Here is a 23,063-nt window from a genome sequence, read left to right as displayed (position 1 = left end):
GGATCACCGACCTGTACGGATACGGGGGTGCGGAGCGCGCGGCCTTCGTGCGTGCGTGCGTCGGAGGTCTGCGGCCCGAGGGCATCCCGGACGGGGCCGCCGCGCTCGTCAGCCGGCACGCTCCGGTCGCCGAGGTGGTGGAAGGGTTCCAGCGGCGGTTCCGGGAGGAGGGCCGGGCGGCTCCGTTTCCGGTGGAGGCGCTGCGGCGCGTCTCCCCGTGGCGGCGCTCACCCGGTCGGCACGCCCGCCTCGAGATACAGCGCCGCCCCGCGCTCGCGGGCGCGCAGCGCCCAGCGCAGGCGCTCGTAGCGGACCGGCGGCAGGAGGTCGGCCGCCTCCTCCTCCGTGACGAAGCGCCAGGCCCGCAGTTCGGGGCCGGGCAGCAGCAGCCCCGCCACGGCGGCGGCGTCGAGCCGGCCGCCGTCGAAGAGGAGGCGCAGCCCACCGTAGGCGGGCGGCGTCGGCCGTTCCCAGTCGACGACCAGCAGCCGGGGTAGGTCGTCCAGCCGGATCCCGGTCTCCTCCTCGACCTCGCGCACGCCCGCGCGCGCGGGCGCCTCGCCGGGCTCCACCACCCCGCCGGGAAACTCCCAGCCGGGCTTGTACGTCGGGTCCACGAGCAGCACCCGGTCCTGCTCGTCGAAGAGGAGGACCCCGGCGGCGACCGTCTCGGCGGTGGGCTCGGGGGTCTGCACGATGTCGCACGCGGCCACGGCGCCGCTGCCCACGGCCTCGGCTATCCGCGCGGCCGTCTCCTGCGGAGTGAGGACTCCGTTGTCGACGGGATGGGCGTCGGCGGTGAGCCAGGAGGCGAGGGCGGCCCGGTACGTCTCGATGTGGTCGTACGACCACTGACGGATCCGTATCTCGCCGTCGGGGAGGTCCGGGGGGACCTCGCGGGCGGCTATTCGCTCGCGCAGGATCGTTTCCCCCGGAGCGAGGAGGACATGCCGGACGGAGATCCGGCGAGCGGCGAGACCGCCGAAGATCTCGTCGCGGTACTCCTGGCGGAGCAGGGTCATGGGGACGACGAGGGTGCCGCCCAGCTCGGCGAGCAGCGCGGCCGCCGTGTCGATCACGAGCCGTCGCCAGATCGGCAGGTCCTGGAAGTCGCCGACCTCGGCGAGACGTTTGGGCGGCAGCAGGTGCGGGAGCGCTCCGCCGATGACCTCGGGGTCGAAGAGCGTGCTGTTCGGGATCAGGTCGATCAATTCCCGTGCGGTGGTGGTCTTCCCCGCACCGAACGCGCCGTTGATCCAGACGACGGTCACAGGTCCCCCTCTTCTGTTGGCCCCCTGTGGCTTGCCCGCTCCACCCTGCCACGGAAACCAGTTCCCGTTGAGGGCGCACGAACGCCGTGGCGCCGGCCCCCTCCCGGTGGGTGCCCGCGCCACGGCGTTCGTGGTCCTGGCCCGGTCCGTCAGTCGTTCTGCCCCAGCGCCTCGTCGTCGATGGCCAGGCTGTCGCCGGCGATGGTGTGGTCGAGCGTGCTGAGCGTGTCGCCCACGTTCAGTCCGTCGAGATCCGCGCCTCCCAGGCTGTGCGAGGGGGTGATCGCCGCCACGACGAAGCCGGTGGCGAGGGAGGCGATGGCGAGCATGCTGCGCTTCTTCATGCGGGGATCAACGGCGACGACGGGCACGGGGTCACGCGTCTTCCGCTGATCCACGCGCACGATCGGCCGGCCCTCGGGGAGAATGCCGGGGTCACCGACGGTTCTGAGGAGTTTCGCCATGATCGGCCCACAGCATGCCCATGCCGCCTTGGACGGCCTTGTGACGGGCGACGCCTTCGGCGACAGCTGGTTCATCCGCTCCGACGAGCCGGCCGAGGAGTTGTGGGCTGCACGCGAGCCGCGTCCCGCGCCGTGGCCGTGGACGGACGACTCGGCGATGGCGTTCGTCCTGTTCGCCCATCTGACGGAGCACGGGGAGGTCCGTCCGGGCGACCTGGCACGGCAGTTCGCCGCCGAGTACCGCCGCGACCCGGGCCGTCAGTACGGCCCGTCCATGCACAGCGTGCTGCGGCGCGTCGGCGAGGGCGAGGACTGGCGGGCGGTGACGACGGGACAGTTCGGCGGACAGGGTTCGTACGGCAACGGCGCCGCGATGCGGGTCGCCCCGCTGGGCGCCTGGTTCATGGACGACCTCGCCGCGGCCCGCGAGCAGGCCCGGCTGTCCGCGCTGGCCACCCATGCCCACCCCGAGGCGGTCGCGGGCGCGGTGGCCGTGGCGGTCGCCGCCGCGCTGGCGGCCGCTGGTGCGGGTGGGGACGTCCCTCCGCGTGCCTCGTTCCTGCGAGAGGTCGCTGACTACCTGCCGGTCAGCGACGTCCGCTCCGGACTGCTGGTGGCCGCGGGATTCCCCGAACGCACCTCGGTGCGCCACGCGGCGTCCGTGCTGGGCTCGGGGACGCTGATCTCGGCCCCGGACACGGTGCCGTTCGCCCTCTGGTCCGCCGCGGGACACCTGGACGACCTGCCCGAGGCGCTATAGCAGACCGTCGGCGGGTGGGGCGACCGCGACACGACCTGCGCCATCGTGGGAGGCGTCGTCGCGTCCCGGACCGGCACGGACGGCGTCCCCGCCGACTGGCGGCAGGCACGCGAGGCCATCCCCGCCTGGAGCGGCTGGACCCCCGTCACGGCAGCCGGCACACCGGTCCGCCACGCCCGCCACGTCACCGAGTAACGCCACCCGGCCGACCGCCACGCAGACGCCCGTCCGCGCCGCCCCCGGTCACCCACGGCGAACACCGACACGAGCACCGGCAGGAGCACCTACACGAACACTGGCAAGCCGGTCCGCCACCGCCCCACACTCCGCCTCGACGCCGGAACGTTCCTTCAGGGGGTCGCCCGTCGGCGTCAGACTCCCGCCGCCGTGGCGCCCGCCGCCGCCCCGGCCTCCGCGCTCCTCGACAGCGCTGCCGCCGCCGCTCCCACCAGGCCCGCGTCCGTGCCCATCTGCGCGGGCGTGACGGTCAGGCGCTGGACGAAGGAGAGGGTGGCGTAGTCGCGGAGCGCCCGGCGCAGGGGGGCGAAGAGCACCTCGCCCGCCTTGCCCACGCCCCCGCCGACCACCGCGATGTCGATCTCGACGAGGGTCGCCGTGGCCGCGATTCCGGCGGCCAGGGCCTGGGCGGCCCGTTCGAAGGAGGCCACGGCGACCGGGTCGCCCGCGCGGGCGGCGGCGGCCACCGCGGCCGCGGAGGTGTCGCCGTCGGGGCCGGGCAGCCAGCCGTTCTCCAGGGCCCGCCGGGCGATGTTGGGGCCGCTCGCGATGCGTTCCACGCAGCCGCGTGCGCCGCACGGGCACACGTCGCCGTCGAGTTCGACGCTGATGTGGCCGATGTGGCCGGCGTTGCCGGTGGGGCCGGGGTGCAGCCGGCCGCCCAGCACCAGGCCGCCGCCGACGCCGGTGGAGACCACCATGCACAGCGCGTTGTCGTGCCCGCGGGCGGCGCCCTGCCAGTGTTCGGCCGCCGTGATCGCCACGCCGTCGCCGATGAGCTCGACCGGGAGGTTCCCCGTCGCCGCCCGGACCCGGTCGACCAGCGGAAAGTCGCGCCAGCCGGGCACGTTCACCGGGCTGACCGTGCCCGCCGAGGCGTCCACCGGGCCCGCGCTGCCGATGCCGACGGCTCGGACGCGCCCCCACAGCGGGGACACGGTCAGCTCCGCCAGCGCCTCCTCGACGGCCCGCATCACGGTGTCGCCGTCCTCCTGAGCGGGCGTGGGGCGCTGCGCGCGGGCCAGGATCGTGCCGTCGCCGTCCACCAGCGCTCCGGCGATCTTGGTGCCGCCGATGTCGAGCGCGGCCACGAGGTCGGTGTACATCAGTCTGGTTTCTCCCGGTCCACCATGGAAAGGGCTGGCCGGTCCAGCGGTTGGGGAACGCGGGCCGGAGATTGCGGTGGACAGTGTCTCCCGCATCTGACAACGTTGTCCAGGCTCTATGCTCGACGCCACATCCTCATACAAACCCCGGGACCTCGCATCCCCGTGCGCAACATTTTGTGGACGGCGTGCATATCCGACCTCCCGTGGACGACAGGACAGGACACAGCATCGTGCCCGAGACGCAGCGCCGGCCCGAGAGCCGCTACGGCAACCGTCCCACCATGAAGGACGTCGCCGCTCGCGCCGGAGTCGGCCTCAAGACGGTCTCGCGGGTGGTGAACGGCGAACCGGGCGTCACGCCCGAGACGGAGCGCCGGGTCCAGGAGGCCATCGACGCGCTCGGCTTCCGCCGCAACGACAGCGCCCGGGTGCTGCGCAAGGGCAGCACCGCCAGTATCGGCCTGGTCCTGGAGGATCTCGCCGACCCGTTCTACGGGCCGCTCAGCCGCGCGGTGGAGGAGGTGGCCCGCGCCCACGGCGCGCTGCTCATCAACGGCTCCAGCGCCGAGGACCCGGACCGGGAGCAGGAGCTGGCCCTGGCGCTGTGCGCGCGCCGGGTGGACGGCCTGGTGGTCATCCCCGCCGGTGACGACCACCGGTACCTGGAGCCCGAGATCAAGGCGGGCGTCGCCACGGTGTTCGTGGACCGGCCGGCCGGGCAGATCGACGCCGACTGCGTCCTGTCGGACAACTTCGGCGGCGCCCACGAGGGCGTGACCCATCTGGTGGCGCACGGGCACCGCCGGATCGGCTTCATCGGCGACATGCCCCGCATCCACACCGCCGCCGAGCGGCTGCGCGGTTACCGGACGGCGATGGAGGACGCGGGCATACCGGTCGAGGACGCCTGGATGTCGCTGGGCGCGACCGATCCCCTGCGGGTGCGCCGCGCGGCCGAGGAGATGCTGTCCGGGCCCGCGCCGGTCACGGCGATCTTCTCGGGCAACAACCGGGTGACGGTCACCGTGATCCGGGTGCTCGCCGAGCGGAGCCGCCCGGTCGCCCTGGTGGCCTTCGACGACCTGGAGCTCGCCGACCTGCTCCAGCCGGGGGTCACCGTGATCGCCCAGGACGCGGCCACGCTCGGCCGGACCGCCGCGGAGCGCCTGTTCGGGCAGCTGGACGGCACGCTGATCACCCCCGAGCGCATCGAACTGCCGACCCGGCTCGTCACGCGCGGCTCGGGCGAGCTGCCGCCGGCCGACTGAGACGGCCATGGACGCCCACGACGAGCACCGCACCCTTCGGGCGCTGGGCCTGGCCGACGCGCCGCGCGACCACCCGCTGAGCTATCCCGGCGCCTGGCCGGCCGCGTCCGGGCTGCTCCGCGGGGACGAGCTGCTGCCGCTGGACCGGCTGACGCATCCCGGCCGTACTCCGGTCGTGGCCGTCGGCTCCAACGCCAGTCCCGCCCAACTGCGGTACAAGATGGCCGAGTTCGCGGTCACCTCACCCGTCCCCATGGTGAGGGCCCGGGTCACGGGGATCGACATCGGCGTCTCGGCGCATGTCAGCCGCCTCGGCTACATCTCCGCGTCCCCGGTCGACGCCCCCGGCGTCACAGCGGAGTTGTTCGTCATCTGGCTCGACCCGGAACAACTCGCCCTCATCGACGCGACGGAGCCGAACTACGACCGGGTCCTGCTGCCCGCGCCGGGCTTCCGGGTCGAGCTGGAGAACGGCGAGGCACTCCTCGACGCGTTCGCGTACGTGAACCATCACGGTGTCCTGCACGACGGCGACGGCGTCCCGCGCAGGCATCCCGGGCAGCGCGTCCTGATCACCGAACTCCTCACGCGGTCACCGGCGTTGCGGCAGCTGTTCGGGACGACGCCGGAGGAGTTCTGCGCCCGCGCGCGGGCCGACGCCGGGCGGTGCGCGGAAGGCACCCGTCTGTTCGCGGAGGAGAAGTTGGTGATCGCGTCCGGCCTGGAACACCTGCGCGTCCGTTAAAGTGATCGAACGGCGTCGCGTGTCGGTCACCGACCGGGTGAGGCATGGAGGCGCCCGTGAGTTTGCCTTACGGAGGCATTCCACACATGTCAGTCGAGTTGAACCACACCATCATCCACTCCCGTGACAACCGGGAGTCCGCCGAGTTCCTCGCCCACGTCCTGGGACTCGAAGTCGGGGCCGAGTGGGGCCCGTTCGTCCCGGTGAGCACCAGCAACGGCGTCACCCTGGACTTCGCCGCCATCCCGGTGGAGTCGATCGTCATGCAGCACTACGCGTTCCTCGTCTCGGACGAGGAGTTCGACGCGGCCTTCGAACGGATCGAGCGGGCGGGGATCACGTACTTCGCCGACCCGCACGGAAAGCAGCCGGGCGAGATCAACCGTCACCACGGCGGCCGGGGCGTGTACTTCATGGATCCGGCCGGGCACGGCATGGAGATCATCACGCGTCCGTACGAACTCCCGCAGCAGTAGTCACCGCTGAACGAAGGCCGGTGGAGCAGGGGTTGCACGACGCCGTCGAACGGTGCCGGTCCTCAACGAGGACGCCTTGCTCCTCCGGCCGGCCACCGCGGGAGCAGGCCTGGCGGCCGCCCCGCGCCGGCCGCCGCCTCTACTGCCCGGAGACCGTAAGATCGCCTCGGCGCGGCGTCGCGAAGCCCTCCAGGGCCGCCCTGGTGAGCCCGGTCGCGTCGGTCACCTCGGCGAGGTCGAGCGCGCCGCAGTCAAGGCCGCGCAGCAGGTAGCCGCTGAGGGCCTTGGCGGTCGCGGGCTCGTCCATCACGTCACCGCCGGCCCGGTTGGCGTACCGCGAGAGCCGCTCGGCGGCCTGGGCGAAGCCCTCCTGGTAGAAGGCGAAGACGGCCGCGTAGCGGGTGGGGATGTGGCCGGGGTGCATGTCCCAGCCCTGGTAGTAGGCGCGGGCCAGGGCGCGGCGGGTGAGGCCGTAGTGCAGTCGCCAGGCGTCGTGGACCTGTTCGGTCGGGCCGACCGGCAGCACGTTCGTGGAGCCGTCCGAGACGCGTACCCCGGTACCGGCCGCCGCGACCTGCATGATCGCCTTGGCGTGGTCGGCGGCGGGGTGGTCGCTGGCCTGGTAGGCGGCGGAGACGCCGAGGCAGGCGCTGTAGTCGAAGGTGCCGTAGTGCAGACCGGTGGCGCGACCCCGGGCCGCCTGGATCATGCGGGCGACCGTCGCGGTGCCGTCGGTGGCGAGGATGGACTGGCTGGTCTCGATCTGGATCTCGAAGCCGAGCCGTCCGGCGTCGAGGCCCCGGGCCCGCTCGAAGGCCTCCAGGAGCCGGACCATCGCGGTGACCTGCTCCGGATACGTCACCTTGGGGAGGGTCAGGACCAGGCCGTCGGGGAGGCCACCGTTCTCCATCAGGCCGGTGAGGAAGATGTCGAGGGTGCGGATGCCCCGGTCGCGTACCGCTGCCTCCATGCACTTCATGCGGATGCCCATGTACGGGGCCGCGGCGCCCTTGGCGTTCGCCTCCGCGATCAGCCGGGCCGCGCGGGCGGCCGTCTCGTCCTCCTCTGCGTCCGGGCGGGGGCCGTAGCCGTCCTCGAAGTCGACGCGCAGGTCCTCGACGGGCTCGCGCTCCAGTTTGGCCCGCACGCGCGCGTACACGGGCTCGGCGAGGTCCCGGGAGAGGCCGAGACAGGCGGCGAAGGAGGCCGCGTCGGGGGCGTGCTCGTCGAGGGCGGCGAGGGCCCGGTCGCCCCAGGAGCGAATCGTGTCGGCGTCGAAGGCGTCGCCGGGGACGTAGACGGTGTGGACGGGCTGACGGGTGCCGGGGTCGCCGGGGTAACGGCGGTCGAGTTCGGCGTCGACCGGGGCGAGGGAGGCGCTGATCTCCTCGCTGACGGCGCCCGCGAGGCTCGTCGCGACCGTCTCCTGCTGGCCCTGACCCATTCCACACCCTCCGACTTTCCGCTGTACGGAATCAACAATCCGTAGAGCGAAGTTATCCGTGCGAGTTCCGGCCGGTCAACACCCTGTCCACGGCGTGGTCCCCGCGCTCACCGCCCCACCGACCCCCCTTCCGCACAACCGTTCTCACCTTCATCCTGTCTCACAAGGGGAGGGGATACATGACCGGCATCACGGGGCCTACCCGGCGGGCGGGGCTGCGCACGGCGTTGGCCGCCCTGGCGACCTTGCCCGTGCTGGGCACGGCGGGGTCTGCCGCCACCCGGCACGAGAGGGCGCGCGGGGCGCTTCAGCCCGCGACCGTGCCGCCGTTGAAGGTCATGACCTTCAATCTGCGTTACCCGGGCGCCAAGGACGCCCATACCTGGGCGGTCCGCCGTCCGGTGATGCGCGCTCTGCTGCGCCGGGCGGCTCCGCACGTCATCGGCACCCAGGAGGGTCTGCCGGCCCAGTTGCGCGACATCGAGGCCGACCTCGGCCCGCACTACGCCTGGATCGGCAAGGGCCGCAGCGTGGAGGACCCGGAGGCGGTGGCGGTGTTCTACGACACCCGTCGGCTCGCCCCGGTCGAGCACGGGCACTTCTGGCTCTCCGACACGCCCGAGGTGCTCGGCTCCAACACCTGGGGGGCGGAGTACCCCCGCATGGTCACCTGGGTGCGCTTCCGTGATCTGCGCGGGCGGCGGGAGTTCTACGTCTTCAACACCCATCTCGACAACGGCAGTCAGTACGCGCGCGTGCGCTCCGCCGACCTGATCGCCGCGCGGATCGCCCGCTCGGACCGCTCCCTGCCGCTGCTGCTGACCGGCGACTTCAACGCCGTCGCGCACGTCAATCCGGTCTACGACAGGCTGCTGGCCGCCGGGCTGGTCGACACCTGGGACACCGCACGCGCGCGTGGCGGGGCCTATGCGACGTACCACGGGTACAAGCCGCTCACGCCGAACGGCGACCGCATCGACTGGATCCTGGCGACTCCGGGCGCCACCGTCCACCGTGAGTGGACCGACACCTTCCGCCTGGACGGCCAGTACCCGAGCGACCACCTGCCGGTGCAGGCCTCGGTGACCCTGGGATGAGCCGAGGCCCCCGTGACCTGTGCGGTCACGGGGGCCTCGGACAGTGCCGCGCCTACCGGGTGATCAGCCCTTGCGGGTGTTGATCTCCTCGGTGAGCTGCGGGACGACGTCGAACAGGTCACCGACGACGCCGTAGTCGACCAGGTCGAAGATCGGGGCCTCGGCGTCCTTGTTGACGGCCACGATGGTCTTCGAGGTCTGCATGCCGGCGCGGTGCTGGATGGCGCCGGAGATGCCGTTGGCGATGTAGAGCTGCGGCGAGACGGACTTGCCGGTCTGGCCGACCTGGTTGGTGTGCGGGTACCAGCCGGCGTCCACCGCGGCGCGGGAGGCGCCCACGGCCGCGCCGAGGGAGTCGGCGAGGGACTCGATGAGGGCGAAGTTCTCGGCGCCGTTGACGCCGCGGCCGCCGGAGACCACGATCGCGGCCTCGGTCAGGTCCGGGCGGCCGGTCGACTCGCGCGGCGTGCGGCCGGTGACCTTGGTGCCGGTGGCCTGGGCGGAGAAGGTCACCGCGAGGGCCTCGACGGCGCCGGCGGCCGGGGCGGCCTCGACGGCGGCCGAGTTCGGCTTCACGGTGATGACCGGGGTGCCCTTGGAGACACGGGACTTGGTGGTGAAGGAGGCGGCGAACACCGACTGGGTGGCCACCGGACCCTCGGCGCCGGCCTCGAGGTCGACGGCGTCGGTGATGATGCCGGAGCCGATGCGCAGCGCGAGCCGGGCGGCGATCTCCTTGCCCTCGGCGGAGGACGGGACGAGGACAGCGGCCGGGGAGACCGACTCGACCGCGGCCTGGAGCGCGTCGACCTTGGGGACGACGAGGTAGTCGGCGTACTCGGACGCGTCGTGGGTCAGCACCTTCACGGCGCCGTGCTCGGCCAGCGCGGCGGCGGTGTTCTCGGCGCCCGCGCCGAGGGCGACGGCGACCGGCTCGCCGATGCGGCGGGCCAGCGTCAGCAGCTCCAGGGTGGGCTTGCGGACGGCGCCGTCCACGTGGTCGACGAAGACGAGGACTTCAGCCATGGGATTGCTCTCCTGCGAAACGAAGTTGAGGGGCGGTCGGCGAAGGGCCTTTAGATGAACTTCTGGCCCGCGAGGAACTCGGCGAGCTGCTTGCCGCCCTCGCCCTCGTCCTTGACGATCGTGCCCGCGGTGCGGGCCGGACGCTCGGTCGCGCTGTCGACGGCGGTCCAGGCGCCCTCGAGGCCGACCTCGTCGGCCTCCAGGTCCAGGTCCGACAGGTCCCAGGCCTCGACCGGCTTCTTCTTGGCCGCCATGATGCCCTTGAACGACGGGTAACGCGCCTCGCCCGACTGGTCGGTGACCGACACGACGGCCGGCAGGGAGGCCTCGAGCTGCTCGGAGGCGGCGTCGCCGTCCCGGCGGCCCTTGACGGTGCCGTCCTCGACGGACACCTCGGAGAGCAGGGTGACCTGCGGGACGCCCAGGCGCTCGGCCAGCAGGGCCGGGACGACGCCCATGGTGCCGTCGGTGGAGGCCAGGCCCGAGATGACCAGGTCGTAGCCGGCCTTCTCGATCGCCTTGGCCAGCACCAGGGAGGTGCCGATGGCGTCGGTGCCGTGCAGGTCGTCGTCCTCGACGTGGATCGCCTTGTCGGCGCCCATGGAGAGGGCCTTGCGGAGCGCGTCCTTGGCGTCCTCGGGGCCCACCGTCAGGACGGTGATCTCCACGTCGTCGTCGGAGTTCTCGGAGATCTGCAGCGCCTGCTCGACCGCGTACTCGTCGAGCTCGGAGAGCAGACCGTCCACGTCGTCCCGGTCGACGGTCAGGTCATCGGCGAAGTGCCGGTCGCCAGTGGCGTCGGGCACGTACTTCACAGTGACAACGATCCTCAAGCTCACGCCGGCTCTCCTACTGCATCGTCAGTTCTCGGCTGCCTTCTTCCAGGCAGCATAGGCGCCACAATCGGCCGATCCCGGTCGGGGCGGCCCGCGCTCCGACCAAAATATTACTCGTCAGTACACCCAGTTCGTTCCCGCTAAGCAAGCGCTTTGAACTGTGACCTTTGCAACGCAGCGTAATCGGAACTCGACGACTTCGCAGGAGAGCCGGGCAGTGATCAATCCCGCAGGGCGGTGAACCGCCCCTGGTGGTAGAGCAACGGACGCCCCGGACCCTGCGGATCGCCCAGGACGACCTCGGCCAGCACGATGCGGTGATCGCCCGCCGGGACCCGCGCGACGACCCGGCACACCAGCCACGCCAGCACGTCGTCCAGGACCGGAACACCCTGCGGGCCGTCGCGCCAGACGGTCGGCGCCCCGAAGCGGTCGGCGCCGCTCCGGGCGAAGGTGGCGGCCAGCGCCTGCTGGTGCTCGCCGAGTATATGGACGCCCACGTGCGTGGCCCGCGACAGCACCGGCCAGCTGGAGGCGCCGGTGCCGACGCCGAAGGAGAGCATCGGGGGTTCGGCGGAGACGGAGCTGAGGGAGGTGGCGGTGAAGCCGACCGGGCCGCTCTCACCGGAGGCGGTGATCACGGCGACTCCCGCGGCATGCCGGCGGAAGACGGAGCGCAGGAGGTCGGGAGAGGCCAGGTGCGGGGAGCCGAGGCCGGGTAGGGCCGTCATGGGGTTGTCCTTCTGCGGGAGGTGGCGAACCGGGCCGTGGGTGCTCAACGGCCCGGACAGCGCGCGCTCGCGGTACGGACCAGGTCGACGTGGACCCGTCCGTGGAGAAGGAGTTCCTCAGGCATACGGTCAGACTGACGATAGGTGGTGCGCGCAGTCAAGTACGTTCCGGCATCTGGGAGATGCCTCACCGTCCCCCGTAGGCGGATCACACAGCCTCCCCCAGGGCCGCGAGGACGTCCGCCTTGCGGGGCTGGCCGGTGGCGCGCCGGACGATGCGACCGTCGGCGTCGAGCACCAGGACGGTCGGGGTCTTGAGGATGTCGAGCTCGCGGACGAGGTCCAGGTGCGCCTCGGCGTCGATCTCTATGTGGGTGACCCCGGGGACCACGCCGGCCACCTCGCCGAGGACCCTGCGGGTGGCCCGGCAGGGCGCGCAGAAGGCGCTGGAGAACTGCACGAGCGTGGCCCGTTCGCCGAGTTCGCCGCCGAGCCGGTCCGCTCCGAGCCGTTTGCCGTCGTCCCGCCCGCGCACCCGCACCCTCCCGCTCCGCCGCTTGTGCAGCACTCCGTAGGCGCTCGCCGCGGCGAGCACCGCCACGCACACCAGCAGTCCGCTCATCAGGTCCTCCAGCGTTCACGAGACTGCAAAGATTCCCGACCCCAGGAATCGTTTCCGTTGCGGAATGCTTGATTCATGGACATCGATGCGAGGGGCCCGCGCTTCGGAGCCGCCGTGACGACCGTAGTACTCGCGGTCGTGCTGATCAGCGGCAACGCCTGGCTGCTGGCGTGGCAGACGCTGGCGTTCGCGCTCGGCGCGGCGGGCGGGGTGGGGCGCTCACCGTACGGCTGGGTGTTCCGCAGGGCCGTGCGTCCGCGGATCGGGCCGCCGACCGACTTCGAGGCTCCGGAGCCGCCGCGGTTCGCGCAGGCGGTGGGTCTGCTGTTCGCGGGGGTCGGACTCGTCGGATTCACGCTGGGTCCGGACTGGTTGGGTCTCGCGGCGACCGGGGCGGCGCTGGCGGCCGCCTTCCTCAATGCCGCTTTCGGGTACTGCCTCGGATGCGAGATGTACCTGCTCGTGCGGCGCGTCGCGGTACGCGCGGAGTAAAGACGACTTAAAAGCCCGAGGTGGATCAAGGGGGCCGAAGTGACGAGTATCTCGCCCTTCCCGGGCACTGGGGCTGGCTCCCCGGCCGTTCTTCGGGCACGATCTGCGAGATGCCGTAAACCTACGGCTGCGTAACTTTGCCGTCGGGAGCGCCTCCCCGGCAAAGAGAAGGAAGGGTCCGCCCCGCCCATGGCAGAGATTGTCTACCGCCCCGTCGTCGGCCTCGCCCAGACATTGTTCAAGGCCTGGGACCTCAAGATCGACTGCAAGGGGTCGGAGAACATCCCGCGCTCTGGTGGAGCCGTGCTGGTGAGCAATCACATCAGCTACCTCGATTTCATCTTCGACGGTCTGGCCGCGCTCCCGCAGAAACGTCTCGTTCGTTTCATGGCGAAGGAGTCCGTCTTCCGCCACAAGATCTCCGGCCCGCTGATGCGCGGGATGAAGCACATCCCGGTGGACCGCAACCAGGGCGAGACGGCCTACGCGCACGCGCTCGAGTCGCTGCGCTCGGGCGAGATCGTCGGGGTCTTCCCCGAAGCCACCATCTCGCAGTCGTTCACGCTCAAGAGCTTCAAGTCGGGCGCGGCCCGGATGGCCCAGGAGGCGGGCGTCCCGCTGATCCCGGTGGCCCTGTGGGGTACGCAGCGGCTGTGGACCAAGGGCCACCCGCGCAACTTCAAGCGCAGCCACACCCCGGTCACCATCCGCGTCGGCGAGGCCGTCGAGGCCTCCCGCGACAAGTACGCCGGCGCGATCACCCGGCAGCTGCGCGAGCGCGTCCAGGAGCTCCTGGAGGCCGCTCAGCGCGCCTATCCGGTCCGCCCCAAGGACGCGAACGACACCTGGTGGATGCCGGCCCACCTGGGCGGCACGGCGCCGACTCCGGAGCAGGTGCGCGAGGCCGAGGCGCGCTGACGCGGTTCGCGCGCTTCACGTTCCCCGGCCGGCTTCGCGCCCGCCGGGGGACGTTCGCACAGCCCCTCGCCCCGCGTGAGCCGCGGCAGGGTGGTCACAGTGCGGCGGGGAGGGTCTTCCACAGGTGCGGCCGGTCGGGGGCGGCCCGCAGCGCGCCGAGGACGGCCGGGTGCGGTGTCGCGTACAGGCCGGGGTAGTCCAGCTCGTCCGCCGCGGGGTCGGGCAGGAAGGCCAGGTGTTCGCCCGCCAGGGAGAACCGCGCGTCCACGCCCGGTTTGTTGCCGCGGGGGTCCTGGCGGTGCCAGGCCCCGTTGAAGCGCACGGCGACGAGTCCGTGCAGGGCGTACCCGTCGCCCTCGTCGTGCACGAACCGCTGGTAGCACAGCGCGGTCGGGATGTCCTCGGCCCGCAGCAGGGCGGCGAGGGCATGCGCCTTGGCGTGACAGATGCCCGTGGCCTGTTCCAGGACGTCCGAGGCGCGCCAGGTCACGCGCGGGTCGCCGACGTCCTGCGAGTGGGGGATGGCGTCGCGGACGAACTCGAAGGCGAGGCGCGCATAACCATACGAGTCCTCCGCATCCTTCGTGAGGCGGGCGGCCGTCTCCCGCACCAGCGGGTGGTGATGGTCGATGGCGTCGTCAGCAGCCAGATAGGCCGAGAGGTCGGGGTTCTCCTGGATCAGCTCCATGACGGGAGAGCATAGGAAAGCGATCACCCGAGAGTCAATGACTTTTCAGGTGACCGCATACCTATGCAATCGATGCCGCTGCTACCGCGCCATCTCCTCCTTGACCGCGGCGACGAACGTGTCCACGTCCTCCTCGGTCGTGTCGAAGGCGCACATCCAGCGCACGACCCCCGCCGCCTCGTCCCAGAAGTAGAACCGGAACTTCTTCTGGAGCCGCTCGCTCACCTCGTGCGGGAGCCGCGCGAACACGCCGTTGGCCTGCACGGGGTACAGGATCTCCACGCCGTGCACGGCCCGCACGCCCTCGGCGAGCCGCTGGGCCATCTCGTTGGCGTGGCGGGCGTTGCGCAGCCACAGGTCCTTGGCCAGCAGGGCCTCCAACTGCACCGACACGAAGCGCATCTTGGAGGCGAGCTGCATGGACAGCTTGCGCAGGTGCTTCATGTGACGGACGGCGTCCTGGTCGATGACGACGACCGCCTCGCCGAACAGCGCGCCGTTCTTCGTCCCGCCCAGCGAGAGGAGGTCGACGCCGGCCGCGTTGGTGAACGTCCGCATCGGGACGTTCAGCGAGGCGGCGGCGTTGGCTATCCGGGAGCCGTCCAGGTGCACCTTCATGCCGTGCGCGTGGGCGTGGTCGCAGATCGCGCGGATCTCGTCGGGCGTGTAGAGCGTGCCGAGCTCGGTGCTCTGGGTGATCGAGACGACCTGCGGCATCGCGCGGTGCTCGTCGTCCCAGCCCCAGGCCTGCTTGTCGATCAGCTCGGGGGTGAGCTTGCCGTCCGGGGTGGGCACGGTGAGCAGCTTCAGGCCGCCCATGCGCTCGGGCGCGCCACCCTCGTCGACGTTGATGTGCGCGCTCTCCGCGCAGATCACCGCGCCCCAGCGGTCGGTCACCGCCTGCAGCGCGACGACGTTGGCGCCGGTGCCGTTGAAGACGGGGAAGGCCTCCGCCGTGGCACCGAAGTGGCTGCGGATGATCCCCTGGAGGTGCTCGGTGTAGTCGTCCTCGCCGTACGCCACCTGATGGCCGCCGTCGGCCAGGGCCAGGGCGGCCATCACCTCCGGGTGGGCGCCGGCGTAGTTGTCGCTGGCGAAACCGCGGACCTCCGGGTCGTGATGGCGTCGCGCGTCGGTCTTCGGAGGGTTCACGGCTTCTCGGTGAGCCACAGACGCTGTCCGTTCACTTCGGGGGCGGGCTTCTCCCAGACTCCGGCGATGGCCTCGGCCAGGTCCTTGACGTCGGTGAAGCCCGCGAACTTCGCGTTGGGGCGGTCGGCGCGCATCGCCTCGTGCACCAGCGCCTTCACCACCAGGATGGCAGCCGCGGAGGTCGGGCCCTCGGTGCCCCCGGCCTTGCGGAAGGCGTCGGCGAGCGCGAGGGTCCAGGCCTCGGCGGCGGCCTTCGCGGCGGCGTACGCGGCGTTGCCCGCGGAGGGGTTCGAGGCCCCGGCGGCGCTGATCAGCACGTACCGGCCGATCTCGCTGCGCTGGAGGCCCTCGAAGAAGGCGAGCGAGGTGTGCTGGACGGTCTTGACGAGCAGCAGCTCCAGGAAGTCCCAGTCGTCCAGGCTGGTCTTGATGAACGTCTCGCTGCCGCGCCAGCCGCCGACGAGGTGGACGACGCCGTCGATCCGGCCGAAGTCCTTCTCGACGCGCTGCGCCCAGTCCCGGGTCGAGTTCAGGTCGAGCAGGTCGACCGGCTCGCCGGTGACGGTGGCGCCCCCGGCCCCGTAGCGGGCCGCGTCGACGGCCTCCGCCAGGCGCTCGGGGTCGTTGTCCGCGCCGACGACGACCGCGCCCGCCTCGGCGAGCCTGAGCAGTGCCGCCCGGCCGGCCGGTCCGCCCGCACCGGCCACCGCGATCACCGCACCGCTGAGAGCCCCGTTCCCCATGGTCTTCGCCTCCTGCTGAGCAGTGTTCTCGGTACGCAGGTCGCTCACGCGGCGATCCGCTCGGCGCCGTCCGCCGTGATGCCCCGGGTTGAGGCGATCACGTTCTTCAGCTTCTTGGACAGTGCCTCATAGAACATGCTCAGCGGAAACTCGTCCGGAAGCACGTCGTCCACGAGTTTGCGGGGCGGCTGGGTCAGGTCCAGGGCGTCGGGACCCTTGGCCCACTTGGAGCCCGGGTGCGGGGCGAGGTAGCCGGAGACCAGCTCGTAGCCGGCGAACCAGTGGACGAGCTTGGGGCGGTCGATGCCGTCGCGGTAGAGCTGCTCGATGTCGGCGCAGAGCTGGTTGGTGACCTGCGGGGCCCGCTGCCAGTCGATGTGCAGCTTGTTGTCGGTCCAGCGGACGACGTCGTGCTTGTGCAGGTAGGCGAAGAGCAGCTGGCCGCCGAGGCCGTCGTAGTTGCGCACCCGCTCGCCGGTGACCGGGAAGCGGAACATGCGGTCGAAGAGCACCGCGTACTGCACGTCACGGGCCTGTGGGACGCCGTCGGCCTCCAGCTTCACGGCCTCCTTGAAGGCGGTGAGGTCACAGCGCAGCTCCTCCAGGCCGTACATCCAGAACGGCTGGCGCTGCTTGATCATGAAGGGGTCGAAGGGCAGATCACCGTGGCTGTGGGTGCGGTCGTGGACCATGTCCCACAGGACGAAGGCCTCCTCGCAGCGCTTCTGGTCGTGGACCATGGCGGCGATGTCCTCGGGCAGCGAGAGCCCGAGGACCTCGACGGCCGCGTCGGTCACCCGACGGAAGCGGGCGGCCTCGCGGTCGCAGAAGATGCCACCCCAGGAGAAACGTTCCGGCGCCTCGCGGACGGCGATGGTCTCCGGGAAGAGGACGGCGGAGTTGGTGTCGTAGCCGGCCGTGAAGTCCTCGAAGGTGATGCCGCAGAACAGAGGGTTGTCGTAACGGGTGCGCTCCAGCTCGGCCAGCCACTGCGGCCAGACCATGCGCAGCACGACCGCCTCCAGGTTGCGGTCCGGGTTGCCGTTCTGCGTGTACATCGCGAAGACGACCAGGTGCTGGAGCCCGTCGCGACGGTTCGCGGCGGGCTGGAAGGCCAGCAGCGAGTCGAGGAAGTCCGGCACCTCGAAGCCGCCGTCGGCCCAGACCCGCAGGTCCTTGGCGAGCGCCCGGTGGTAGTCGGCGTCGTGCGGAAGCAGCGGGGACAGCTCCTCGACGGCCTCGATCACGATCTGGACGGCCTGCTCGGCGTCCGCGCGCGGCGGTGCGCCCTCGGCCGCGAAGTCGATCGACCCGTCCTTCGACTGCCAGGGCCGGATCCGCTCCACGGCATCCTTGAGCACGCGCCACGCCGGGTGCTCCACCACCCTGGACGCCGGAGAAACCTGCTCCCCCGTAGTCGCCTGCACAAGAATTTCCGTCATGTCCCATCCTTCACTGGAGAAGCTCGCGTCAGGACACCGTATGCATAGGGGGTTTCCTCCAGCAAGTGGACCTTCGGGAAATTATCCTGCCCTCCCGCATCTTCACCGCACTTTTTCCTGCCGGACACCGAAGGCGCGGCTACTTCCGCTAGGGCCCGTCCGGCGGGTCGGATCCTCGCACGGGGCGGGTAGAGGAACCCTCGGTGCACGCACATGTCCATGGCGGCCCGGGGCCACTAGGCTGCGTGCTCCTCCGGCCCCAGCCGTCGACGGAAGCGAGTCGTGTCTTGAACTTCCTCACCATCGGTCACCGCGGAGTCATGGGCGTCGAGCCCGAGAACACCCTGCGTTCCTTCGTCGCCGCGGAACACGCCGGCCTCGACGTCATCGAACTCGATCTGCACCTGAGCAAGGACGGCGCTCTGGTGGTCATGCACGACCCCGATGTGGACCGTACGACCGACGGAACCGGGCCCATCGCCGACCAGACGCTCGCGGAGCTGCGCACCCTCGACGCGGGCCGCGGGGAGCGCGTGCCGTTCTTCGAGGAGGTCGTGGACGCCGTGCGGCTCCCGCTCCAGGCCGAGATCAAGGACGTCCAGGCCGCGCGGGCGCTGGCCGAGGTGATGCACGCGCGCGACCTGGTGGACCGCGTGGAGGTGTCCTCGTTCCACGACGAGGCGGTCGCCGAGATCGCGCGCCTCGTCCCCGGGGTGCGCACCGCGCTCATCGGCAGCCGCTTCGGCCTCGACATCGTCGAACGCGCCGTGGAGGCCGGCGCGGCGACGGTCTGCCTCAACCTGCGCCGGCTCACCCTGGAGATCGTCGAGGAGGCGCGGAAGCGGGACCTGCGGATCATCGGCTGGGTGGTCAACACACAGGACCAGCTGCGGCTCGTCCGCGCCCTGGAACTCGACGGCGCGACCACCGACTACCCCGAGATCAGGCGCACGGGCCGCTTCACGGCTTAGGCGGGTCCTGAGGCTCAGCCGAGTTCCTTGACCAGCAGCTCGAACTGGAGGTCGTCGCGCTGCGGAATGCCGAAGCGCTCGTCGCCGTAGGGGAAGGGAGTCATGCGACCGGTACGCCGGTAGCCGCGACGCTCGTACCAGGCTATGAGGTCCTCGCGAACGGAGATCACGGTCATGTGCATCTCGGTGACGCCCCAGTTCTCGCGGGCCTGCCGCTCGGCCTCCGCCATGACCGTCCCGCCGAGGCCGGTGCCCTGGACCGTGGGGCTGACGGCGAACATGCCAAAGTAGGCGTGGCCGCCGCGGTGTTCGAGCTGGCAGCAGGCGACGATCCGGCCCTGCCGCTCGACGGTGAGCAGCCGGCTGTCGGGTGCCTTGATGACCGCGAGCACGCCGTCGGGGTCGGTCCGCTGCCCATGGAGGATGTCCGCCTCGGTCGTCCACCCGGCCCGGCTGGTGTCTCCGCGGTAGGCCGACTCGATGAGCGCGACGAGCGCGTCCACGTCGTCGTCCACGGCGTCGCGGAAGGTGAATTCGGTGGCGGCGGTGTCCATGTGCGCGATCTCCGGTCTCTGACTCGGCTGGGGCATCGCCGAGCGTAGACCCTGCGCCGGTAGGCTCCGGCTGCATGGTGCACGTACTCAGCAGTAGGACCCTGCTCCGGCCGACCGATCCCGAGCGTTCCCACGCCTTCTACGGGGAGCAGCTGGGCCTTGCGGTCTACCGCGAGTTCGGGGCGGGGCCGGAGCGCGGGGTGGTCTACTTCCTCGGCGGTGGCTTCCTGGAGGTCTCGGGCCGCTCGGAGACACCACCGGACCCCGCCGTACGGCTGTGGCTCCAGGTACCGGACGTGGCGGCGGCGCACGACGAGCTGCGCGCCGAAGGGGTGGAGATCGTCCGGCCGCCGGTACGGGAACCGTGGGGGCTGCTCGAGATGTGGATCGCCGACCCGGACGGCACGCCGATCGTCCTGGTGGAGGTGCCGGCGGACCATCCGATCCGGTACCGACCGGGAATCTGAGCAGGGTGGTGCCTGGCGGCAGCCGGGTGGGCGGGGTGGTTCGCCGGTGGAGGGCGAGGCCATCAGGGCAGGCCGGGCCGTGTGTGCGGGCCGCGGCGGCCACCGGATGCCGTGGCGCGGGCCGAGGCATAGCGTGCTGGAGGGGGTCCCTTTCGGAAGGAACGCCATGAAGCTCGACGCGCCCGTGCCCGGCGGGCCCTGCTGGGCCGAGCTGGGGACCAGTGGCCTTGAGGCGGCGAAGCGGTTCTACGCGGAGCTCTTCGGCTGGCGCGCGGAGACCGATCCGCGCCAGGAAGCGGGTGGCTACACCGTCGCGCACCTCGGCGAGGCGGCCGTCGCCGCACTCACCCCCCTGTACCAGGAGGCACAGCCCTGCGCCTGGAACGTGTCGTTCGCGGTGACCGACGCGGACGTCAGCGCGCGGCTGCTCACGGAGGCCGGGGGCAAGGTCCTGATCGGCCCGACGGACGTCTTCGACGTGGGTCGTTTCGTGGTCGCCCTCGATCCGGGCGGTGCCGTGTTCCAGTTGTGGCAGGCGCGGACCTTCCCGGGCGCCGGGCTGTTCAACGCGCCCGGCTCGCTCGGCTGGGTCGAGCTGCTGACCCGCGATCGCCACCGGTCGGAGACCTTCTACACCACGGTGTTCGGCTGGACGGTCCGCTCCTCGGAGAACTACCTCCAGTGGGGCGTCGGCGGAGCGGACTTCGGCGGCATGATCACGATGGACGAGAAGTTCCCGCCCGAGGTGCCCCCGCACTGGCTGCCGTACTTCGCGGTGGCGGACGTGGAGGAGTCGGCCCGGACGGCGGTCGGGGCGGGCGGCACCACGCTCATGGAACCGACCTCGGTGCCGGGCGGGCCACGGATCGCCGTACTGCGGGACCCGCAGGGCGCGGTGTTCGGCGTGTACCGGGCGGCAGACGAGAAGTGAACGTCGACGGATCCCGGGGTCCGGTCCCGCGCCGCTGCGCCGCTCAGACCCGCAGCGCCCGCATGTGTCCCTCGAGTCGGCTCAGCAACTCGCCCAACAGGTCGGCCAGTTCACCCTGCCGGCCGTCGTCCAGGGCGGACAGCACGGCGCTCTCGTAGACGAGCTGCTCGGGCATGATGCCGTCGACGAGGTCCCGCCCGGCGTCGGTCAGCCGGAGGTGGGCGACCCGTCGGTCCCGGGTGTCGACACGACGCCCCACCAGCCCGCGCTCGGTGAGCTGCTTGAGCCGCTTGGTGACGGCGGCCCCGGAGGAGAAGGTCTCGCGGGCCAGTTCGCCGGGGGTCAGCTCATGGCCGGTGCGGCGCAGCGCGCCGAGCAGGTCGAACTCCGCCCGGCTCAGGCCGGCCCGCCGCAGGGGCGCGTCCTCGGCCTGCTGGAGGAGGGCGGCGCAGCGGTTGACGCGGCCGATGATCTCCATGGGGCCGGTGTCGAGGTCGGGCCGGACCGTCTGCCACTGCCGTACGACGGCTGCGACGGTGTCGTTCCTCACCGGCTGCACCGGCTGCACCGGCTGCACTGGATCTACCGGATCTACGGTGTGTACCGGCTGTAGCGGACGCTCCGGGTCGACGGTGCCCTTCCGGTCGCCGCTCCGCCGCCCGTCGCCGCTGTCCGGTCCGTCGCCGCTCCTGGGGCGGTCGCCGGTGGTTCCGGGGTCGTCGGCCGACGGTCCTTCCCCGGTCGCGGGCCCTTCCCCCGTCCCGTTCCCGGCCGCCGCCCGTCCCTGCGTCGCCGTCATCGCCGTACGTCCTCCGCTCCCGTGCTCGCCTCCCGGTCCAGGAGCAGTCCCTGGCGCCGTACCGTCGCCGCGAGCGTACGGTGTCCGGACTGTTCGGCCGACACGACCCGCTCCTCGGGCAGCGCCCGCTGCCACCACTCGCCGGACGCCGCGTCGGCGGTGGCGCGCAGGTCGACCAGGGCGGCGGCGAGGCCGCGGCGGGCGGACTCCAGGGCGCCGGGGGCGGGGCGAGGCTCCGCCAGGAGGCGGGCGGCCTGCTCGCGGGCCCGTTCGACGGCCGTCAGCGCGTGCCCGAGCCGTTCTCCGGCCCTGCGGTTGGTGACGGCGATCGCGGCGACGAAGCCGACCACGGCTCCGACGAGGGTGTCCACCAGCCGTTCGGTGATCAGCCGGCCCGAGTCCTGGACCTGCGCGAACTCGGTGATGAGCAGGGCCATCGGGGTCACGCAGACGCTGCCGAGCCAGTAGTTGCGGCTGATCAGCGCCTCGGCGCCGAAGTTCAGGGCGAGGCAGATCAGGACGAGGGCGGCCTGGGTGAGATGGGCCAGCGGGACGAGCGCGGCGAAGGCGAATACGCCGACCAGGTTGCCGACGACGCGCTGGACCGCGCGACTCCAGGTGAGCGTGATGTTCGCCTGGTAGAGGGACGCGGCGGTGACGAGGGCCCAGTAGGGGCGGCCGATCCCGAGCGCGAGGGAGGCGTATCCGGCGAGGGCGCAGCCCAGGGCGGTGCGTGCGGCGATCGGCGCGAGGGGGCCGAGGCGGAGCCACAGCGGCGGTCGGCCGGTGGCGAGTTCGGCGTCGACGCCGAGGAGTTCGTCGTCGTCCACCAGGTCGGCCGGGTGCGGGACAGGGCCGGTGCCGCGCAGGTCGCGGGCCCAGTCGCGCAGACGCTTCGGGTCGGTGTCGGCGGGGGCGGCGAGGGCGATCTCGGCGCGGACGACGAGACGCTCCAGGGCTCGGCGGGTCTCCGTGGCGCGGGCCGACAGGAGGGTCTGCCAGGCGGCGTGCACGGCGGCGGCCGCGGCGGCGCGGGTCCGGGCGTGGCCGTCGCCGGCGCCGTCCGTGGCGGCGTGGGCGGCTGCCGTGTTCAGGGCGTGGGCGGTGGCGCGGCGCTCCGGGCCGTGCGGCCGCAGCAGCCCGGGGGCCATGCCGATCAGCCAGGCCCAGGCGCCCGTGGCGAGCGCCAGTCCCAGATGGCCGGGGACCTGCCCGGGGCTCTGGGGTATGAACAGTGCGGCGGAGCTGATGAAGGTGAGGACGACGTTGCCGGGCGGGCCGAGGCGGGTCGCGTCGCACAGGGCCTTCTGCGCGGCGGCGAGCAGGGCGCCGACGGTGACCAGGACGACGGCGTCGGTGGTCAGCGAGGCCGTGAGCAGGGCGACCGCCAGGCCGCCGGTCATGCCCAGCACCACCCAGGCCAGGACACGGGCCCGGGCCGCGTAGGGGCGGTTGTGGGCGTACAGCGCGCACAGGGACCCGGCCATCGTGTACATCGCCAGGTCCAGCCGCCCGAGGGCCAGCAGGATCAGGTTCGGCGGGGCGACGGCGGCGATGACGCTCAGGGCGGGCTTGAACCAGATGTCGGAGGGCCGGCCCAGGCGCAGCACTCCGGCGATCGGGAGGCGGCGTCCGGGTCGCCGCCCACGGTGCTTGCCGCCGGGCATGGCGCCGGGCCGACCGCCGCGCAGTGCGGTGGGCGTTTCAGGGCGGGCTTCGGGGCGCGTTTCGGGGCGGGGGCACGGAGGGGTCGCACTGCTCATGGCTACTAATTTAGCATGTGTTTTACCCGTGAAATATATCGTGCTCCGTCGAATGCT

24 protein-coding genes and 1 pseudogene are annotated in these 23,063 nt (G+C 71.9%); 10 read left to right on the top strand and 15 right to left on the bottom strand.

Translation table 11 applies throughout. From position 1 onward, the window contains the following. Window positions 1–227: 227 nt before the first annotated feature. Window positions 228–1,271, bottom strand: a complete 1,044-nt coding sequence (locus ACIRPU_RS06860; RefSeq protein ID WP_403862651.1) for an NUDIX domain-containing protein — start codon at window positions 1,269–1,271, stop codon at window positions 228–230. Between the two features lie 149 nt (window positions 1,272–1,420). Further along, on the bottom strand, window positions 1,421–1,615 hold the full coding sequence (locus ACIRPU_RS06855; RefSeq protein WP_403862648.1) for a hypothetical protein: 195 nt from the start codon (window positions 1,613–1,615) through the stop codon (window positions 1,421–1,423). Window positions 1,616–1,733: 118 nt separating this feature from the next. Here ACIRPU_RS06855 and ACIRPU_RS06850 point away from each other — a divergent pair. Further along, window positions 1,734–2,690, top strand: a pseudogene (locus tag ACIRPU_RS06850) (ADP-ribosylglycohydrolase family protein). Between the two features lie 176 nt (window positions 2,691–2,866). Here the strand turns inward: ACIRPU_RS06850 and ACIRPU_RS06845 are convergent. After that, window positions 2,867–3,838 (bottom strand): ROK family protein, encoded by a 972-nt coding sequence (locus ACIRPU_RS06845; RefSeq protein WP_403862645.1) that lies wholly within the window; start codon window positions 3,836–3,838, stop codon window positions 2,867–2,869. 233 nt (window positions 3,839–4,071) lie between these two features. Between ACIRPU_RS06845 and ACIRPU_RS06840 the strand changes: the two genes are divergently transcribed. The 3 genes from ACIRPU_RS06840 (at window position 4,072) to ACIRPU_RS06830 (ending at window position 6,330) form a co-directional block, all read left to right on the top strand. Beyond that, a complete protein-coding gene (locus tag ACIRPU_RS06840) occupies window positions 4,072–5,109 on the top strand; it encodes a LacI family DNA-binding transcriptional regulator (protein ID WP_403862643.1) in 1,038 nt (345 codons plus the stop codon). A 7-nt stretch (window positions 5,110–5,116) separates the two neighbouring features. Next, window positions 5,117–5,854 carry a hypothetical protein gene (locus tag ACIRPU_RS06835; protein WP_403862640.1) on the top strand — a complete coding sequence of 246 codons (738 nt, stop codon included), beginning with the start codon at window positions 5,117–5,119 and terminating at the stop codon, window positions 5,852–5,854. A gap of 86 nt (window positions 5,855–5,940) precedes the next feature. After that, window positions 5,941–6,330 carry a VOC family protein gene (locus ACIRPU_RS06830; RefSeq protein ID WP_403862637.1) on the top strand — a complete coding sequence of 130 codons (390 nt, stop codon included), beginning with the start codon at window positions 5,941–5,943 and terminating at the stop codon, window positions 6,328–6,330. A 139-nt stretch (window positions 6,331–6,469) separates the two neighbouring features. Here ACIRPU_RS06830 and ACIRPU_RS06825 read toward each other — a convergent pair whose 3' ends face one another. Next, window positions 6,470–7,774 carry a DUF6986 family protein gene (locus tag ACIRPU_RS06825; RefSeq protein ID WP_403862634.1) on the bottom strand — a complete coding sequence of 435 codons (1,305 nt, stop codon included), beginning with the start codon at window positions 7,772–7,774 and terminating at the stop codon, window positions 6,470–6,472. A gap of 179 nt (window positions 7,775–7,953) precedes the next feature. On the opposite strand from ACIRPU_RS06825, the gene ACIRPU_RS06820 reads away from it, so the two are divergent. Continuing rightward, window positions 7,954–8,871 carry an endonuclease/exonuclease/phosphatase family protein gene (locus tag ACIRPU_RS06820; RefSeq protein WP_403862631.1) on the top strand — a complete coding sequence of 306 codons (918 nt, stop codon included), beginning with the start codon at window positions 7,954–7,956 and terminating at the stop codon, window positions 8,869–8,871. Window positions 8,872–8,934: 63 nt separating this feature from the next. Here ACIRPU_RS06820 and ACIRPU_RS06815 read toward each other — a convergent pair whose 3' ends face one another. The 4 genes from ACIRPU_RS06815 to ACIRPU_RS06800 all read right to left on the bottom strand — a co-directional run bounded on the left by ACIRPU_RS06815 (window position 8,935) and on the right by ACIRPU_RS06800 (window position 12,086). Next, window positions 8,935–9,897: an electron transfer flavoprotein subunit alpha/FixB family protein gene (locus tag ACIRPU_RS06815; protein ID WP_355701911.1), complete on the bottom strand. Its 963-nt coding sequence runs from the start codon at window positions 9,895–9,897 to the stop codon at window positions 8,935–8,937. A 50-nt stretch (window positions 9,898–9,947) separates the two neighbouring features. After that, a complete protein-coding gene (locus ACIRPU_RS06810) occupies window positions 9,948–10,736 on the bottom strand; it encodes an electron transfer flavoprotein subunit beta/FixA family protein (protein WP_355701912.1) in 789 nt (262 codons plus the stop codon). 218 nt (window positions 10,737–10,954) lie between these two features. Then, entirely contained in the window at window positions 10,955–11,464 is a 510-nt protein-coding gene (locus ACIRPU_RS06805; protein ID WP_403862628.1) for a flavin reductase family protein, read from the bottom strand. Window positions 11,465–11,672: 208 nt separating this feature from the next. Beyond that, window positions 11,673–12,086, bottom strand: a complete 414-nt coding sequence (locus tag ACIRPU_RS06800; protein WP_403862625.1) for a thioredoxin family protein — start codon at window positions 12,084–12,086, stop codon at window positions 11,673–11,675. 75 nt (window positions 12,087–12,161) lie between these two features. Here ACIRPU_RS06800 and ACIRPU_RS06795 point away from each other — a divergent pair, with 75 nt between their 5' ends. Both ACIRPU_RS06795 and ACIRPU_RS06790 read left to right on the top strand, forming a co-directional pair. Further along, window positions 12,162–12,578 carry a DUF4395 domain-containing protein gene (locus ACIRPU_RS06795; RefSeq protein WP_403862622.1) on the top strand — a complete coding sequence of 139 codons (417 nt, stop codon included), beginning with the start codon at window positions 12,162–12,164 and terminating at the stop codon, window positions 12,576–12,578. 189 nt (window positions 12,579–12,767) lie between these two features. Continuing rightward, window positions 12,768–13,496 (top strand): lysophospholipid acyltransferase family protein, encoded by a 729-nt coding sequence (locus ACIRPU_RS06790; protein ID WP_355701916.1) that lies wholly within the window; start codon window positions 12,768–12,770, stop codon window positions 13,494–13,496. A 94-nt stretch (window positions 13,497–13,590) separates the two neighbouring features. Here ACIRPU_RS06790 and ACIRPU_RS06785 read toward each other — a convergent pair whose 3' ends face one another. The 4 genes from ACIRPU_RS06785 to ACIRPU_RS06770 all read right to left on the bottom strand — a co-directional run bounded on the left by ACIRPU_RS06785 (window position 13,591) and on the right by ACIRPU_RS06770 (window position 17,521). Next, on the bottom strand, window positions 13,591–14,184 hold the full coding sequence (locus tag ACIRPU_RS06785) for a transglutaminase domain-containing protein (RefSeq protein WP_403862619.1): 594 nt from the start codon (window positions 14,182–14,184) through the stop codon (window positions 13,591–13,593). Between the two features lie 81 nt (window positions 14,185–14,265). After that, on the bottom strand, window positions 14,266–15,336 hold the full coding sequence (locus ACIRPU_RS06780) for a threonine aldolase family protein (protein ID WP_403862616.1): 1,071 nt from the start codon (window positions 15,334–15,336) through the stop codon (window positions 14,266–14,268). Next, on the bottom strand, window positions 15,333–16,079 hold the full coding sequence (locus ACIRPU_RS06775) for an SDR family NAD(P)-dependent oxidoreductase (protein WP_403863563.1): 747 nt from the start codon (window positions 16,077–16,079) through the stop codon (window positions 15,333–15,335). Before ACIRPU_RS06775 ends, ACIRPU_RS06780 begins: the two co-directional genes overlap by 4 nt. Window positions 16,080–16,123: 44 nt before the next feature. Further along, on the bottom strand, window positions 16,124–17,521 hold the full coding sequence (locus ACIRPU_RS06770) for a DUF6421 family protein (protein ID WP_384120786.1): 1,398 nt from the start codon (window positions 17,519–17,521) through the stop codon (window positions 16,124–16,126). A gap of 287 nt (window positions 17,522–17,808) precedes the next feature. Between ACIRPU_RS06770 and ACIRPU_RS06765 the strand changes: the two genes are divergently transcribed. Further along, the gene (locus ACIRPU_RS06765; protein ID WP_355701922.1) at window positions 17,809–18,492 is read left to right on the top strand and encodes a glycerophosphodiester phosphodiesterase family protein; all 684 of its coding nucleotides are present in this window, start codon (window positions 17,809–17,811) and stop codon (window positions 18,490–18,492) included. A gap of 14 nt (window positions 18,493–18,506) precedes the next feature. On the opposite strand, the gene ACIRPU_RS06760 is transcribed toward ACIRPU_RS06765, so the two are convergent. Continuing rightward, window positions 18,507–19,046: a GNAT family N-acetyltransferase gene (locus tag ACIRPU_RS06760; protein WP_403863560.1), complete on the bottom strand. Its 540-nt coding sequence runs from the start codon at window positions 19,044–19,046 to the stop codon at window positions 18,507–18,509. Between the two features lie 74 nt (window positions 19,047–19,120). Here ACIRPU_RS06760 and ACIRPU_RS06755 point away from each other — a divergent pair, with 74 nt between their 5' ends. Then, window positions 19,121–19,513, top strand: coding sequence for a VOC family protein (locus tag ACIRPU_RS06755; RefSeq protein ID WP_403862612.1), 393 nt, complete (start codon window positions 19,121–19,123; stop codon window positions 19,511–19,513). A gap of 166 nt (window positions 19,514–19,679) precedes the next feature. Continuing rightward, window positions 19,680–20,444, top strand: coding sequence for a VOC family protein (locus tag ACIRPU_RS06750; protein WP_403862609.1), 765 nt, complete (start codon window positions 19,680–19,682; stop codon window positions 20,442–20,444). 43 nt (window positions 20,445–20,487) lie between these two features. On the opposite strand, the gene ACIRPU_RS06745 is transcribed toward ACIRPU_RS06750, so the two are convergent. Then, complete coding sequence (locus tag ACIRPU_RS06745) at window positions 20,488–21,003, bottom strand: MarR family winged helix-turn-helix transcriptional regulator (RefSeq protein WP_355701926.1); 516 nt, start codon at window positions 21,001–21,003, stop codon at window positions 20,488–20,490. Between the two features lie 236 nt (window positions 21,004–21,239). Further along, window positions 21,240–22,910, bottom strand: coding sequence for an FUSC family protein (locus ACIRPU_RS06740; protein ID WP_403863557.1), 1,671 nt, complete (start codon window positions 22,908–22,910; stop codon window positions 21,240–21,242). Window positions 22,911–23,063 lie beyond the last annotated feature (153 nt).

Source organism: Streptomyces sp. NPDC102259 (assembly GCF_044766465.1).
GTDB lineage: Bacteria > Actinomycetota > Actinomycetes > Streptomycetales > Streptomycetaceae > Streptomyces.
This window is presented reverse-complemented; position numbering and strand designations above follow the sequence as displayed.